Source organism: Methanoregula sp. (assembly GCF_049686655.1).
Lineage (GTDB): Archaea > Halobacteriota > Methanomicrobia > Methanomicrobiales > Methanospirillaceae > Methanoregula.
Genome location: NZ_JBAVIG010000060.1, coordinates 1 through 14,414, shown reverse-complemented (window position 1 = coordinate 14,414; position 14,414 = coordinate 1). Strand labels below are relative to the sequence as shown.

The window sequence follows — 14,414 nt, the reverse complement described above, 5'->3', positions numbered from 1 at the left end:
TCAATGCTCCCCGTCCGCCTGCGCGATTTCATCGAGGACGCCGATGGCTGGCTCTATGCGGTCTCGGCGTACGACAACGACGACCGGATTGCCTGCGTGCTCCGCTATGTCCCTGAACCTGACGGAGAGCGGGTGAACCCCTTTGGCCGGCGTTACACCAAGTACGATTTTGACGAGGCATACGCCCTGATCGCAAGGAAAAAACCACAGTACGCCGGACTCCTCCACCGCATCCCGCATGGGGATGTGAAGCGGGTGCTCAAACCCGAGCTTGAGATCGGCCGGATCGCCGCTGCCCATCCCCGGGTAGAGAAGCTGGTCCGCCTCTTCTCCCTGCCAGTGGGAACCGTGGGGTGCACCGGTTCGCTGCTCTGTGAATTGTCAAACGGGAGCTCCGATATTGACATGGTTGTGTACGGGAAGCACTGGTTCACTGCACAGGCGCTGGTCCGGCAGGGGATCCGGGACGGGAAGGTCGAGGGGCTCTCGGATGCAATGTGGCGGAAGGTCTACGAGAAGCGAAAACCTGAGATCGCGTTTGATGAGTTTGTGCTCCACGAGCAGCGGAAATGGAACCGGGGCCAGATTGAGGGCACGTATTTCGATATCCTGTATACCCGCTCCTACGGGGGGATTGGAAGCGTTCCGTCAGGGCAGGGTACCGTGCTCGGGAAGATGACGATCGAGGCGAAGGTGAAGGATGCCTCGCATGCATTCGACAACCCGGCAGTATACGAGGTGGATCACGAATCGGTGAGCCGGGTGCTCGCCTTCACCCACACGTACAGCGGGCAGGCGCTCGCAGGCGAGACGATCGAGGCCTGCGGGGTCTGCGAGCAGCAGGGTAATGAACGGTGGCTTATTGTTGGCACCACCCGCGAGGCCCACGGGGAATATATCATCTCGCGGACCCTGCTGGAGCAGTAAAAAAGGAACCCGCGGATTCCCCGTGGTACTGGTCCGGGTTCTTATCCGGTGCCGGCATACGCCGCCCACTGCTCGTGTACGTAGGCCGGTCTCTGTACGCAGGGCCGGTACCAGACTTCAACGAGGCCCTCGTACTGGTCCGGGAAATACCGGTGCGACGTAACAAACCCGAATTTCCTGAGGATATGCTGCATCACGGGCCGGGGCATTACTACGCTGACATCATACCCTTCGTCCAGCCAGTGCCGGATCAGGGCCTGCGTGTTCCCCTCGTCACGGTGCCGGGAAATAATATAGTGAAGTGTGAGCCTGTTACCGGCTTCCATCTCCAGCCAGCCGGAGAAGAGGTCTTCTGAGAATCCCAGCGCGTCACCTTCCGGGGTCCCGGTCTCGATGCGTAGTACCGTCATGTGCTCACTTCCTTTTGTATGCGATCCGGATCGTTTCTTAAAACCGGCATAAAAGGGAGGGGCAGGGGCATGGCGAAAGTGATCGGGCGGCACTCCTCATTCCATGATTGCCTTCTCTATTCCCTGCGGACCCGGTGATCCGGAAGTCGGGGGGTAAGGCAAGGTTCGTAGGCGACCCCTCTGACCCCTCCCCGGGGGGTCATACACTTTTGGGGTGTGACCCCTCATTCCGGGATGCAGGGTCAGAACCCGTGGTCCCCGTAAATCACTGATGAAAAGTTCGTGGTCCCATGGGGGTCAGGCCAGAAAACGAAGTGCTCCCCATGACCCCCTTCATTCCGGCCCGGGTTTGCACATGACAGTCTGCATCGCTATTGACAGGTTCACCTGTGCCGGGCACTGAGGGGGCCTATCCCTGCGACTCACCCTGCGATTCGTACCCGGGTTTCGTTTGGGAGGGGGAACTGCTCCGTCACAGCAGGTCGCTCAGTCTCCGCCCGACACTGCTCTTGCATTTTTCCTTGTATTTGCACCGGTTGCACGGCGCGTTAAGCGGGTGCTGCGGCATCGCACCCCGGTTGATCTCCCTGAGCTTGTGCAGGGTCGTGATCACCTGCCTGCGGTCCCGGGGCTGGACCGCATGGTACCGGGAGACGCCATCCGGGATATATTCCACGAAACCACCCTCAACCTGCTTCCCGGTCATCTCCTCAAGGCAGAATGCGATGGCAGCAACTCGCAGCCGGTCGGCTGCATAGGTACCCATAGGCATCGCACCCGACGCCCGCACAATGGAGAATGCGCCGCTGTCATCAATGCGGTCGATCATCCCTGCCATTCCGTGTTTCTGCGATGCCACAGTCACGTCGGTCTGGACTGCAGGTCTCCATGCGGATTTGTTGCAGGCAGTGATGCAGAGATCCAGGAAGTCCTGCATATCGGGATCGATTGTTGAGTGGACGGCGATGACTTCCTCCCAGATCGCCCCCGCTTCAAGCGGGGTGCCAAGATGGTATGACAACTGCTTGCAGACCGCGTACCGGTCCGACTCGGAGAATGGATCGTTCCGTTCGTAATAGTACCGGACCGGGCAGGCGTGGACCCGCACCAGGTCCGAGATCGTGGCATGTTTCCCGTTCGCCGACAGGATGATTCCTCATCCAATGGTGGGAAACCAATCGGGTTAAAGCTATTGAATCGCTGGTATTTTTTGGGGGGGGCAGGTTTCAACCGGCTGGATTGATGTGTATCGGATTTTCCTCCTTGCCGCATTCCTTACAAATATCAGCGCTCCCGGGGGTTTCACTCCCGCCGCTGTGGCAACACCCGGATGCGATTACTCCCGGGCAGGTAATTCCCTCAGGCATCGCAATGCACAGGAGCTGGGGGACAGGTACGATCCCCTCCACTCTGCGGATGATTCCTTATCTTATCAGGGAATGTGCCTGACGTGTCCCGCACCCCTGTGATACCGTGCCAACGTTTTCATTCCGGAAAGGCATATACCTGATCACCATGACATCGCAGGAAATATCGGTCAATATCCCGCCCACACTCGACCCGGTGTACAGCAACATGATCCAGATCGCCTACAAGGACGACGAGTTTACCTTCATGTTCCTCCACCAGCTCCCGCAGGTGAATCAGGCCCGGGCCAAGGCAATCGTCTCGATAACCCCGTCGCACGCAAAGAACCTCCTTACCGTGCTGACCAAGACAGTCGCGGACTACGAGTCCAAGTTCGGGACGATCGCCCCAAAGGAGAACACGGAAAACAAAACCGTGACCTCGCTCTCCGGATATTCATAGGCACAATTATCGTTCATTTCCGTAAAAGTGACAACCGCCCGAACCCGGTACCTGTGGTCCCTGTGTCCCCGATACTCCAGAAACTCCTGCTCGGCTTGACGATTCTCCTGCTTGTACTGGTAATTGCCATCCCGGTCTCCATAATCCTTGGCAGTGCTTCGAAGCCGAACATTGCCACAGCGATGTATATCTCAATGTTCCCGCAGGTTGCGAACAATAACCCCGAACCCCTGCTCGGCCATTCCTTTATCAGGTCGGCTGACGGGAACGTGACGCTGCTGCCGGCAAAAGCCGTCAGCGTCCGGGGGTTCCAGGTCGGCAACACGGTGAATGTTATTTATATGGGCGGACGGGATGATGCAAAGCTTGACACGCTGGGGATCCTGATCCGAAAATCGAGTGGCCCGGCAATCCGCCAGACCTACCAAAAACCCACCCTGAACCAGAAGTACCCGTTCCCTAACATGGGAACCGACGGCCTCGATGACATTCTCGTGACCGGTACATTTACTGACGGGTCGCAGCAGATCCTCCTGATGACAGAGGTATAGCCGACCTTTCATTACTTTTATAAACGCACAAGCCGATATTGTGGGGTATTACGCCGCCGTGGCTTAGCGGCATAGCGGCTGATTCGTAATCAGCAGGTCGAGGGTTCAATTCCCTCCGGCGGCTTTTTTTTTAACACTCGTGCACCCGGGAGCGGCCGACTCAGGCAACGATACACCCGGCCGTATACCGGACCTGCGCCTCAGTTCTTCCGTTCCGAGGTATCCCTCACCGTGCTCATCACGGCAGACATGCCGAAATATTCCGTGATCCGGCTGCTGATCTCGACCGGTATCGTGCCGCCGTCCTTCTTCTTCAGTTCCGATTCGAAGAGCATGTGACCCCGGGCCATGAACTGCCTGACGGTGTCAGAGGGAAAAATGGTCTCCGGGCGGACCGCCAGGTCCCGGAGGCCCATGTTCATGAACTCCTTCTTCGTGTACCCGAGGTACCTGCTGGCAATTACGTTGGTCTCGAAGATCTTCCCGTCGATATCGTGCAGGATGATCGCATCGCTTGCCCCATCGAAGAGCGTCCTGTACCGAAGCTCGGATTCGATCAACTCGTCCTTGATCCGCTTCTGTTCCGTGATATCCACGATCGAACAGATGATCATACCCTCCTTGGTAAGGGCTGCGGTGACAAGTGCCCAGATAATGGTCCTGTCCTTTTTACGCAGGGCAATCTCCATGTCGGCAATGGCTTCATCCTGGCGGATCTTCTTCATGAACCGGGTTTCCTGATCGTCATCGAACCAGAATGATGAGAACATCCGGCTTTTGAGATCTGCAGGGGAATACCCGAGGATGGTGGCCGACTGGGCATTGATCTCCCGGACCTGCTGGGTGTCCAGATCAAACGTGAGCATCCCGGCCTGTGAATTCTCAAAGATCTCGCGGTATTTCCGCTCCTGCATCAGCTGGCTGGAGAAGGCGGAGATAACGACTCCGAGCGAGACAAAGATGTAGAAGAACGCTATGCTGGACGCATAGAGCTGGATATCTGAAGGCCCGTAAAGCCCGACGAGCCCGAGGAAGATCCATCCAAGGAAGACGGTGAAATAGACCGCATACCTGGGGTAAAAATACGCGAGAAGAAGGATGGGCAGGATATAGAAATAGGGGAAAATGCCGAAATAGCCGTTTTTTAAGGAGAAGATCGAGATGAGGATGATGCCAATGGTGAGCAGCGCGGTAATCGAAAGCCAGAGCGTGTGTTGCGGCGAAATTGTCTTCATGAACTACTCATCCCAGTACTCAGGAATTATTGGTTGAACATGGTTGTGGGAATTTATTATATCTTCTCATACGTTCCTTCGGTGCCGGAGAACATGAAACCGGAGCTGAAACGGGGCCGGCTTCAGGGAACCGGGGTTCTTCGATTATTCCCTATGGCTTTCCTTTCCGCTATGATGTCCGCCATCTGCCGGGCTGCTCTGGTAATATCGGGACTGGCGATCACCGCCGAGATCACGGCAATACCATCTGCCCCTGCATCGATGACTTCACCGGCATTTTCCAACCCGATTCCCCCGATAGCGATGACGGGGATACTGACCGAGGCCCGGATCTCCCTGATCAGGGAGAGCCCATGACCGGGGCCGGCATCGTACTTGGAGCCCGTGGAAAAGACCGGGCTGACGGCAACATAATCGGCGCCGTCACGTTCAGCATCCCGGGCCACCGCAACGGATCCCACCGAGACCCCGATGACGAAGCCCGGGGGGGCAATCTGGCGGGCAACCCCGCATGACATGTCCCCCTGCCCAAGGTGAACCCCGTCTGCACAACAGGAAAGGGCCACATCAAGCCGGTCGTTCACGATGAACCCGGCACCGGCGGCCCGGGTGATGGCCCGTATCTCACGCCCGATCCGGACCAGATCGCTGCAGGAACGGACTTTGTCCCGGAGCTGGACCATATCCGCACCGCCGGCTACGGCCAGACGGGCGATCTCCGCGTGAGATCTCCCGCAGGAGAGGGTCTCGTCCGTTACAACGTACAGGTCGTATTTCATGGCCGGTGAGTTGATTATACCGTCCGGATCCGGGCTGCTGCAGCGAGATCAACCGGTGTGAGTGCTGCGAGTTCATCAAAGAGGGCTGTCTTGAAACTGAAGGGACCCCGGGCGCAGGCTGCCGCCCTCTCGCCGGCAATACCGAATGCGGCAAGCGCGGCTGCTGATGCAAGGACGGTATTCTTTGATTCGGCGGCAAATGTGCCGGTCACGGATGCTGCCATGCATCCGGTGCCGGATATGCTGCCCATCATCGGGTGGCCGTTGTCCACGAGGAGCGTATGCCTGCCGTCGGTCACGATATCTGTTGCCCCGCTTACGACTACCGTGAGCCCTGCGTCCTTTGCAAAATCCCGTGCAATTACCTGCGGGTCGCCGGAAAGCCCGTGCGAATCAACGCCCCGCACTTTCCCCTCAGCCCCGGCAAGCACACCGATCTCACCGGTATTGCCCTTGAGGATAGTGATGTCGAGCTCATCCAGTAACCGCCGGACAGTTGTTGTCCGGTACTGCGTGGCACCCGCTCCTACAGGGTCAAGAATTACCGGGATCTTCCGGTCGTTCGCCATGCGGCCGGCAAGTACCATGGACCCGACCTGAACCTTGTTGAGGGTCCCGATATTAAGGACAAGTGCACTGGCAACCGCGGCCATCTCCTCAACTTCTTCAGCTGCATCAGCCATCACCGGTGCCCCACCGGCACAGAGGGTGATATTGGCGCAGTCATTGACCGTCACATAATTCGTGATGTGGTGGACAAGCGGGCGTTTCTCCCGCACGAGGGAGAACAGGTCTGACAACTGTTGTTTCTTCATAGAAGATCACACTGAACCACGAGCCTCTTGGGGTGCATGATCAATGATGGAAATCCTTACCTATTAAACCGTGATAAACTGCCCGGACAACCCCAGGGATACCCGGCAGGGGATCCGGGAAAAAGTGAGAAACGCGCCAGATCAGCGCGTGATCTCTTCGATCGTTGCAAGGAAGAGATCTACGTCTTCGGCCGAGTTATAGGGGCCGAGGCTGACCCGGACCGTCCCGTCCGGCAGGCCAAGCCGCTCCATCAGGGGAATGCAGCAGTGGTGACCCGACCGTACCATAATATCGGCCATCTCGTCGAGCCGCTGCGCCACCTCGTGGGGATGCAGCTCGTCAACCGTGAACGAGACAACCCCGACGCGCTGCCCGGGCTTCTCCGGGACATACAGCCTGACCCGGGGCACATTCCGGAGACCATCAATGATCCGGGTAGTGAGTGCCTGTTCGTGCCGGTGTACCCGCTCCATGCCGAGGCCGGTCAGGTAATCGGCTGCTACGCCAAGGCCGATGCCGCCGGCAATATTCCCGGTGCCGGCCTCGTACCGCTGGTAGCCTTCGGACAGGGTGAACTCCTGTCCCTTCACCGATTCCACAACCCCACCTCCCAGCAGGAGCGGCTCGATCACCGGCTCCTTCATCCAGAGCACACCGGTACCGGTCGGGCCAAGCATCTTGTGGCCGGAGAAGGCACAGAAGTCACAGCCGAGCTGGAGGACATCGACCGGCATATGGGGAACGGTCTGGGCCATATCTGCCAGCAGGAGCGCGCCGTGATCATGGCAAATCTTCGCGATCTCCTCAACGGGCGTGATCACGCCAAGGACATTGGAGGCATGGGTGATGGCAACAAGGCGCGTAGTCCCGGTGATCGCCGCTTCGAACGCGGAGAGATCGAAGGAATAATCGTCCCGGATTCCCACGACATCAACCCCGACCCCGTTCCGGCCAAGGTGATACCAGGGGAGGAGATTGGAGTGGTGTTCGAGAATGGTTGTCAGGACGCGGTCGCCGGTCTTCCACGGGAATCCCTGTGCCACCATGTTGATCGATTCCGTGGCGTTTTTGGTGAAGACGGTGACACCCTCTTTTGCCCCGATGAAGCCCGCCACTTTCTCGTGTGCGTGCCAGTAGCGCTGGGACGCGATCTGGGTAAGGCGGTGGACGCCCCGCCCGACATTTGCCCGGTAGTTCCGTTCGAATTCCACGTACGACTGGATGACAGGTTCCGGGGAGAGGCTGGTCGCGGCATTGTCGAGGTAGCCGACCTCCGCAAGGAGGGGGAAGTCCCTGCGGACTGCCTGCAGATCGTACATATCCCGTGCCGGTTCTTTCATGCCCGCTCCCCGTATTCCTGCTTCCTGTATTTTTTCCTGAGGTTTATCAACCATGCTCCCCACCCTAACTTCCCGTACAAGTTTTGGATCTGCCCTGATAGATAGATCCTCGTTGACCGCAATGCCGTGCGCCCGGCAGAGTTCCTGCATCTTTTTCGGGATCGCCCGCCACCGCCAGAGACCCCAGCGGCAGTAGGCTTCCGGCAGCCCTTTCCTTGCCGCCCACGACTCCACAAAGTCGTCCCACCGCTTTGCATACTCCGGGTGGCTGGTGCGGATCTGCTCGTATTCGCTCTCCAGCATAGCCGGGCAGAGATAGCAGCCGATGCGCTCGATGCCCTCCTCGTAGAGCGGGTTCATCGCCGCCTTCTGCCACCAGAGGTAGAGGAAGACCTCGAGCGCCCGCCAGTTCCGGATCGGCGAGACATTGAGCTGGAGGGGATTGTCTGGGTTCTGGCTCGTCTCTTCGAGGCCCGCCCGGTTCCACGATTCATACCAGCGGTTGCCCTGGATCGTGACGCAGGGGCCCACCTCAGCAAGGTAGAGCTTGAGCGGCCGGAGTTTCTGGAATTTGCAGCACCAGCGGTTATCCTTACCCGGGGGACCAGCCTTCTCCACGGCCTGCCAGAAGTCGCCGGCCTTCCCCGCGATCTCCACACCCTGCGACTTCACGAACGCAATGGTCTCGGGGAACTCGAGGCCGGTGTCGATGAAGAACGCCCGGGTCACCCCGGCCTTCCGGGCGAGATGGAGCACAGCTGTACTGTCCTTGCCGCCCGAAAACGAGACGTTTGCAGTGGGCCGGTCCCCCATATGGTGCTTGATCGTCCGGATCGCGTTCCGTTCAAGGTTCTTGAGGTGGTACCGGTTCCGGTCGATCGCCACGTCCCAGCCGGGGTCCGGCAGGCTGCGGGGGGTGACTGCGACCAGTTCCTTCACCTTGATCGACCCGTCTTTCACTGTGCCCGTCCCGTACCGTGCCTTGTATTTCACGATCACCGTCCCGTCGGGAACAGGGATTTTAAGGGGGATCCTCTTCCCACCTATCCGGCCCTGTTCCTGCCGGATATCGGTATGGGTATCGAGGTCGACGATCCCTTTTGTTGCATGGGCAACCAGGAACGGGAGGGCTTCCGGGGTAATATCGAGATTGAACCTGCGATTGACCGGATCGAACGTGAGCCATCCGAGCCGTTCACCGTGCATGATCACGAGGTCGGCCCGGTCCACGCCGCCGGTCTTGTTGAGGAGGAGGATCTTTGCAAGAGGGATATCACCGTACCGTTCCCGCACGAGCCTGCTGATGAGCCTGTGATCTGCGGAAAGAGCAGGCCGCAGGTCGTAGGGCTGGAGGAGCTCGATCCGCTTTCCCTCGCGTCCGCACGCACAGCTCTTCGCGATCAGCGGCACGTTGCACTCTTCGCACCAGTACAGTACCTTCTTGACCGGCGGCTCGCGCATCACACACACAGATGGAACGGTTCAGGAGATAAGAGAAGCGATGAAGGGCAGACTGCCGCCTGTTTCCGGTGCAGGCGGGGAACCAGCCATGCGGAGATCATGACAGGTTATACGCGTTATTGTGGAAACAAACGGTCCACGGACGCAGTACCCGGGCAGAGGGTAACCGCATCAAAGGACAATGCCGGCTTTTGCACCTGTACAGGTGATTTTTTAGGATACCTGACAGCAAAGTTTATGGGGATATAATCCCGATGCGAAGATGGTGATCTGACCATGGTAAAACTGACAGCCGAGATGAAAGAGGCATTTTCCAAAATGAAGGTATTCCCCGTAGCCACCGCCTCAAAAGACGGGACCCCGAACGTGATCCCTGTTGGTATTGCAGACCTCGTGGACGATGAGACGATCTGGTTTACTGACAACTTCATGAACAAGACAATGACGAACCTGAGGACTAACCCGAAGATCGCAATCTATGTCTGGGGCCCTGAGATCAAGGGGTGCTTCCAGATCAAGGGGGTTGCATCCATCAAGAACAGCGGGGCTGAATACGAGGAGATGAAAGCAAAGATCAACAAGAAGAACCCGGCTCTTCCGGCACGATCCCTCGTGATCGTGAAGATCACCGAAGTCTTCGAGTGCAAGCCCGGCCCGACTGCCGGTTCAAAACTCATCTGATCTTTTTTTTACCTGGCTGCTTTCCACAGCATCATGGGTGTCGGGGCGGCGGGAGTATAGTCATGATATCAGACGTGATACGATTTTAAAAAGAGGGTATATCTTCAGTTCTGTTTCGATCCCGGGGCCGCAGTCACTATCCTGAGGGCTTCGGTAATCTCCGGCAGGATCTCGGCGGGGATCCCAACGACAAGTTCCCCGTCTGCGATGCCGGAGAACTTCCGGGAGCCGTCGCAGCCCAGCGAGAAGTTTACGCGGCCGGAAAGGTAGGCCTGGGCACAGGCATCGGCACAGACAGACTGGATACCGGCAAATTCCGCATTGATCCTCCCTCCTACCCGGAAGACCGTGCTCTGCGTGAGCTTGAGCATAGCCCATGGGCTCGCCACGATGATGACCACCTGCGGGTCGAACGGGGTCTTCTCAAGCGGTGCATACATTGTAGCATAGGTATCGCCCGGGTCCAGGTGGGGAACGCGGTCGATCGTCCGTTTGCAGGCAGCAGAACTCCCGAACTTGCCCAGTTTATAGTAAAAGTCACCGTTCTTCAGCGTCTCGGTGATCTCCTTTAGCCCAAGGGACCAGGCGCCGCCATTGCACTCGTGGTTCTCAGCAAGGGCATAGAAGATCTTCCCTTCGTTCCGTGCAAGGCCGATCATGGAGCAGTGCCGGATCGTCTTGTCGAGTTTCTCCATGCCTGCCGGGATCTCCTCCTTCTTCGTAGCGAACCGGAACGCAACCGGGGATCCTGACAGTTTCAGGAGTTTCTTGAGCGTATCCGCCGCCTCGGCGTAGTTGATCGGAATTTTTACAGATGCAGCCATACCAGTCACCTCAACGGAATTTTTTTGTCCACTGATAACACCATATCACGCAGATCACTTAAACCTAGTGAAAAGACCCTTATTTGTTCCCGATCGTGAAGGGCAAGGCTGTGCTGGGCATTTAACTGAAAATTCCGGTACCGCTGTTCAACCGGATCGCCTTGTTGTATCACAGGGAGCAATGCCCGGGAACCGGAGAGATCCCGATCATGGCGGTTTTTAGGAGATATGATAACAATCCACGGGCCGGTATGAAAGAATTCCGGGATGGGGACCGCAAGGACATACTGTCCGCCCGGCTGGCAGCCCCGCAACGCATCAGTCAATGACGGTGATGATCTGGACCGGGCAGAGGTCCGCCGCATCCCGGGCACACCCTTCCAGGTCTTCCGGGGGAGCCCCTTCGGCAGTATTCCCGCCAACGCGGTAGTGTTCGGTGATCCGGCTGAAGGAGTCGTCGGGGTCCTGCTCGAAGAGGCCGGGGCAGGAATCCCAGCAGGAGCCGCAGGAAACGCACAATGCCCGGTTGATGGAGACGTTCATGGAGAAACACTTCCCATACAGCTGCATGGTCAACCGGATGCCATAAACATGCGCCTGGTACCATGCAATGCCGAACCCTGCCGGAGGATTCCCGCGAGGCCCCCCCGGGCAGGACCTGCACTACGAAATAACATTATTGCCCGCGATCGCCATAGTATAATTGAACCCGGATACCCGGCAATGGTGCATCCGGAACGGAACCTGATAAACCATGGATTATACGGAAATTGTACGCGATGCCCTGGCATATGCGCGACAGGGTGTCTTTGAGAAGAAGAGCAGCTGGATGAGGCTGATCCTCGCGACAATCCTCATCGCTATCCCGATGAACGGTTACCTCATGCGGATTTACCGGGGGGAGACCCCTGCCCCGGAGATTGACCGGTGGGGAAGGCTGTGTATTGACGGCCTGAAACTGATGATCGTGGGGCTCATCTGGTCGATCCCAATCCTGGTGATCTGGACGGTCACGTATGGATCGCTTGTCGAAGCTGTCCTCTCCGGGAATCTCCATTCGGCGGTGTTCACGAGCTGGACGCCGAATATGGGCCTTCTCCTGCTCATGTATCTTTTTGAGATTGTGGTTGGGATTCTCCTGCCGGTCGCGTCGATCCGGTTTGCCCGGAGCAACCGTTTTGCCGAGGCGTTCAACTTCCGGGCGATCGTCGATCATATCGGGAAGATCGGATGGCTCGGCTATATCCTCGGGCTGATCATCGTCGCTGTCCTTGTTGCGGTCCCGATCATGGCACTGGTATGTATCTTTGTCCTCATCGGGATCATGGCCGGCCTCCTTACCGGGTTCAGTCTTGCGGCTATCTTCGGGATCATCATCATTGCGATCCTTGTGATCCTCCTCATCTCCCCTGTCTTTGTCGTATTCCAGGCCCGGTACTGGACGCGGCTCTATGACAGTACGGCACAGGCGGCAGAATAACACTTTTTTTTAAATTCCCCGTAAGTGGGGGAAGTCCGGCCAAGGATGAAGCCCGTTCCGGTACATGGTCAGGAATTTGGTCAGGAATTTTTATTTCCTGTTCACCACTACCGGCATTAAATGCTGACATATCTTCCGGGAATACCCGGATATCTGAAGATTCCGACCACCAGACTGACAATCTCCTGCGATATATACTCCTGTGAGAATACCTATGTACCTTGACAACCGGATCAAAATCCTGGCAAAAACCCTTGGTGCGGATTACTGCGGGGTCGCAGATCTTGACACTGCACGGGATTTCATCGAATGGCAGGGCGGAAAACAGGTTGCTGGATATCCAAGGGCCGTTGTCCTCGGGATCGGCCTGCTGGATACCCTTGTCGACCTCATCCCGGACCGGGAGACTGCACCCAATGCGGGCTTGTACCGGCACCATGCATACGATGTGGTGAACGGAGCACTCGACCAGATGGCCCTGCAGGTGGCAAATACGATCCAGCGGGCAGGTTACCGGGCCTTCCCGGTACCGGCCTCAAAACGGGCAAGCAACGAGAAGATCGCGGGTATCTTCTCCCACAAACTGGCGGCGCACATGGCGGGCCTCGGCTGGATCGGCCGCAGCTGTCTCCTGATCACCCCGGACCACGGGCCCAGGGTCCGGTGGATTGCAGTCCTGACCGATGCTCCCCTTACCCCGACCGGGACCCCCGTGGAGCCCCGGTGTGGGAAATGCACAGCCTGCGTCGATGCCTGCCCGGTCCATGCATTCACGGGGAAGCTGTTTGCGGAGAATGAACCCCGGGAAGCCAGGTTCGATGCGGCTGGCTGCGACCGGTACTTCAAGGCTCTGGAGAAGGACGGGAAACCCGCTGCCTGCGGCATGTGCCTCTATATCTGCCCGTACGGCCGGAGAATACAGGGCAGGAAGGACTAAAACGTCAGCCGGCTCCGGGAACAGAGCTGGGTACATGCCCACAATCCACACCCGGTAAGGAGTTACCCGGTACCATTCTCCGGCAAAATCGCAGGAATTGGGGTACATCCGGCCAGGATATCCCCAATACTTTTTAAAAACAAGTTCCGGCAGTGACTCTTCAGAGCCGTATCTCTTGCGGTGAACCGGGGGTGGACCCGCACTGGGTGGCAACGGTCACCCTGCTCTCTTCGAAGAAGAGCCCAAGCCCCTCGCGGGCGGTCCCCAGCGCCTTCTCCGGTGTATTATTGATCTCGCTTAAGTGTGCGAGGATAACCTGCGGGACATCTCTCCCGAATGCCTGCAGGCAGGCTGCAGCCGCGGGATTGGAGAGGTGCCCGTGCTTCGATCGGATCCGGCGTTTCAGGGACTCCGGGTAAGGGCCTTTTGCGAGCATATCGGGACAGTGGTTGCTCTCGAGTATGATACCGTCGCAGTTCCTGAGCAGCCCAAGCATGGCGGGGGTCATGATCCCGGTGTCGGTGCAGTACCCGATCCGGCAGCTGTCCTCGCTGACGATATAACCGCACGGCTCCGCAGCATCGTGGGAGGTGGCAAACGGCTCGATGAGGAAACCACCTGTGGAGAACCTCTCACCGCACCGGCATGTGTGGTGAACGATTGGCTTGTCAGACGTCCTCCGGTGATTGAGGAAGTCTGCAAGCGTACCCCCGGTGGCATAGACCGGTCTATTGAGCCGGCGGAGGAGGACATCGAGACCCCGAACATGGTCGCCATGTTCGTGGGTGACCAGTACTGCGTCGATCGTCCCGGGATCGATCCCGGCAGCATCCATGCGCAGGAGGAGCTCCTTTGTACTCAGGCCGGCATCGATGAGGAGGGCCCCGCTGCTCCCGGCTATTACCACGCTGTTCCCTTTGCTCCCGCTCGCAAGCACCGTGCAGCGCATTGCCTGTACTATTCGTGCTGCTCGTATTAGAGTGTTTGACCACCTGACACTGTGGTTTTTGTTGGGGATGCCTGGCGGTTCCTGTGAGATCCCCGGCAACCGGCAATCGCGATAAAAAAAAGAATGGTCCTAAAGCCGCAGGACCTTATGGTTTCGGCCTGAGTGCCTCGTATTCGGCAAGGACCGGGGCGATGGTCTTTGTAGATATCGAACGC

15 protein-coding genes and 1 tRNA gene are annotated in these 14,414 nt (G+C 58.0%); 7 read left to right on the top strand and 9 right to left on the bottom strand.

The features are described 5' to 3' along the window. The first annotated feature begins 3 nt into the window (after positions 1-3). The gene (locus WBL42_RS08035) at positions 4-927 is read left to right on the top strand and encodes a DNA polymerase subunit beta (protein ID WP_424720760.1); all 924 of its coding nucleotides are present in this window, start codon (positions 4-6) and stop codon (positions 925-927) included. A 41-nt stretch (positions 928-968) separates the two neighbouring features. On the opposite strand, the gene WBL42_RS08030 is transcribed toward WBL42_RS08035, so the two are convergent. Then, complete coding sequence (locus WBL42_RS08030; RefSeq protein ID WP_424720759.1) at positions 969-1,337, bottom strand: hypothetical protein; 369 nt, start codon at positions 1,335-1,337, stop codon at positions 969-971. A 472-nt stretch (positions 1,338-1,809) separates the two neighbouring features. Next, positions 1,810-2,445, bottom strand: coding sequence for a CRISPR-associated protein Cas4 (locus tag WBL42_RS08025; RefSeq protein ID WP_424720758.1), 636 nt, complete (start codon positions 2,443-2,445; stop codon positions 1,810-1,812). Positions 2,446-2,852: 407 nt separating this feature from the next. On the opposite strand from WBL42_RS08025, the gene WBL42_RS08020 reads away from it, so the two are divergent. From WBL42_RS08020 to WBL42_RS08010, 3 genes are all read left to right on the top strand, one after another. Next, the gene (locus tag WBL42_RS08020) at positions 2,853-3,146 is read left to right on the top strand and encodes a DUF3467 domain-containing protein (protein ID WP_424720757.1); all 294 of its coding nucleotides are present in this window, start codon (positions 2,853-2,855) and stop codon (positions 3,144-3,146) included. Positions 3,147-3,208: 62 nt separating this feature from the next. Beyond that, positions 3,209-3,697, top strand: coding sequence for a hypothetical protein (locus tag WBL42_RS08015; RefSeq protein WP_424720756.1), 489 nt, complete (start codon positions 3,209-3,211; stop codon positions 3,695-3,697). A 52-nt stretch (positions 3,698-3,749) separates the two neighbouring features. Beyond that, a tRNA-Thr gene (locus WBL42_RS08010) sits at positions 3,750-3,821 on the top strand. Between the two features lie 76 nt (positions 3,822-3,897). Here the strand turns inward: WBL42_RS08010 and WBL42_RS08005 are convergent. The 4 genes from WBL42_RS08005 to WBL42_RS07990 all read right to left on the bottom strand — a co-directional run bounded on the left by WBL42_RS08005 (position 3,898) and on the right by WBL42_RS07990 (position 9,328). After that, positions 3,898-4,932, bottom strand: coding sequence for a PAS domain-containing protein (locus WBL42_RS08005; protein ID WP_424720755.1), 1,035 nt, complete (start codon positions 4,930-4,932; stop codon positions 3,898-3,900). Positions 4,933-5,054: 122 nt separating this feature from the next. Further along, on the bottom strand, positions 5,055-5,711 hold the full coding sequence (thiE, locus tag WBL42_RS08000) for a thiamine phosphate synthase (protein ID WP_424720754.1): 657 nt from the start codon (positions 5,709-5,711) through the stop codon (positions 5,055-5,057). A gap of 14 nt (positions 5,712-5,725) precedes the next feature. Continuing rightward, positions 5,726-6,526 (bottom strand): hydroxyethylthiazole kinase, encoded by an 801-nt coding sequence (gene thiM / locus WBL42_RS07995; protein WP_424720753.1) that lies wholly within the window; start codon positions 6,524-6,526, stop codon positions 5,726-5,728. Positions 6,527-6,667: 141 nt separating this feature from the next. Beyond that, positions 6,668-9,328 carry an aminotransferase class V-fold PLP-dependent enzyme gene (locus WBL42_RS07990; protein WP_424720791.1) on the bottom strand — a complete coding sequence of 887 codons (2,661 nt, stop codon included), beginning with the start codon at positions 9,326-9,328 and terminating at the stop codon, positions 6,668-6,670. 276 nt (positions 9,329-9,604) lie between these two features. On the opposite strand from WBL42_RS07990, the gene WBL42_RS07985 reads away from it, so the two are divergent. Beyond that, positions 9,605-10,009, top strand: coding sequence for a pyridoxamine 5'-phosphate oxidase family protein (locus tag WBL42_RS07985; protein ID WP_424720752.1), 405 nt, complete (start codon positions 9,605-9,607; stop codon positions 10,007-10,009). Positions 10,010-10,113: 104 nt separating this feature from the next. On the opposite strand, the gene WBL42_RS07980 is transcribed toward WBL42_RS07985, so the two are convergent. Together WBL42_RS07980 and WBL42_RS07975 are read right to left on the bottom strand one after the other, a co-directional pair. After that, positions 10,114-10,833, bottom strand: coding sequence for a DUF169 domain-containing protein (locus WBL42_RS07980; RefSeq protein WP_424720751.1), 720 nt, complete (start codon positions 10,831-10,833; stop codon positions 10,114-10,116). 318 nt (positions 10,834-11,151) lie between these two features. Then, the gene (locus tag WBL42_RS07975) at positions 11,152-11,403 is read right to left on the bottom strand and encodes a ferredoxin (protein WP_424720750.1); all 252 of its coding nucleotides are present in this window, start codon (positions 11,401-11,403) and stop codon (positions 11,152-11,154) included. A 184-nt stretch (positions 11,404-11,587) separates the two neighbouring features. On the opposite strand from WBL42_RS07975, the gene WBL42_RS07970 reads away from it, so the two are divergent. Beyond that, entirely contained in the window at positions 11,588-12,313 is a 726-nt protein-coding gene (locus tag WBL42_RS07970) for a DUF4013 domain-containing protein (RefSeq protein WP_424720749.1), read from the top strand. A 214-nt stretch (positions 12,314-12,527) separates the two neighbouring features. Continuing rightward, the gene (locus WBL42_RS07965; RefSeq protein WP_424720748.1) at positions 12,528-13,250 is read left to right on the top strand and encodes a 4Fe-4S double cluster binding domain-containing protein; all 723 of its coding nucleotides are present in this window, start codon (positions 12,528-12,530) and stop codon (positions 13,248-13,250) included. 160 nt (positions 13,251-13,410) lie between these two features. Here the strand turns inward: WBL42_RS07965 and WBL42_RS07960 are convergent, their stop codons facing one another. Continuing rightward, the gene (locus WBL42_RS07960; protein WP_424720747.1) at positions 13,411-14,199 is read right to left on the bottom strand and encodes an MBL fold metallo-hydrolase; all 789 of its coding nucleotides are present in this window, start codon (positions 14,197-14,199) and stop codon (positions 13,411-13,413) included. Between the last annotated feature and the right edge of the window lie 215 nt (positions 14,200-14,414).

Excerpts from the sequence above, each read along its gene's own strand:
- WBL42_RS08035 (WP_424720760.1), top strand. The coding sequence starts at position 4 with ATGCTCCCCGTCCGCCTGCGCGATTTCATCGAGGACGCCGATGGCTGG.
- WBL42_RS08030 (WP_424720759.1), bottom strand. The coding sequence starts at position 1,337 with ATGACGGTACTACGCATCGAGACCGGGACCCCGGAAGGTGACGCGCTG.
- WBL42_RS08020 (WP_424720757.1), top strand. The coding sequence starts at position 2,853 with ATGACATCGCAGGAAATATCGGTCAATATCCCGCCCACACTCGACCCG.
- WBL42_RS08005 (WP_424720755.1), bottom strand. The coding sequence starts at position 4,932 with ATGAAGACAATTTCGCCGCAACACACGCTCTGGCTTTCGATTACCGCG.
- thiE (WP_424720754.1), bottom strand. The coding sequence starts at position 5,711 with ATGAAATACGACCTGTACGTTGTAACGGACGAGACCCTCTCCTGCGGG.
- thiM (WP_424720753.1), bottom strand. The coding sequence starts at position 6,526 with ATGAAGAAACAACAGTTGTCAGACCTGTTCTCCCTCGTGCGGGAGAAA.
- WBL42_RS07990 (WP_424720791.1), bottom strand. The coding sequence starts at position 9,328 with ATGCGCGAGCCGCCGGTCAAGAAGGTACTGTACTGGTGCGAAGAGTGC.
- WBL42_RS07985 (WP_424720752.1), top strand. The coding sequence starts at position 9,605 with ATGGTAAAACTGACAGCCGAGATGAAAGAGGCATTTTCCAAAATGAAG.
- WBL42_RS07980 (WP_424720751.1), bottom strand. The coding sequence starts at position 10,833 with ATGGCTGCATCTGTAAAAATTCCGATCAACTACGCCGAGGCGGCGGAT.
- WBL42_RS07975 (WP_424720750.1), bottom strand. The coding sequence starts at position 11,403 with ATGCAGCTGTATGGGAAGTGTTTCTCCATGAACGTCTCCATCAACCGG.
- WBL42_RS07970 (WP_424720749.1), top strand. The coding sequence starts at position 11,588 with ATGGATTATACGGAAATTGTACGCGATGCCCTGGCATATGCGCGACAG.
- WBL42_RS07965 (WP_424720748.1), top strand. The coding sequence starts at position 12,528 with ATGTACCTTGACAACCGGATCAAAATCCTGGCAAAAACCCTTGGTGCG.
- WBL42_RS07960 (WP_424720747.1), bottom strand. The coding sequence starts at position 14,199 with ATGCGCTGCACGGTGCTTGCGAGCGGGAGCAAAGGGAACAGCGTGGTA.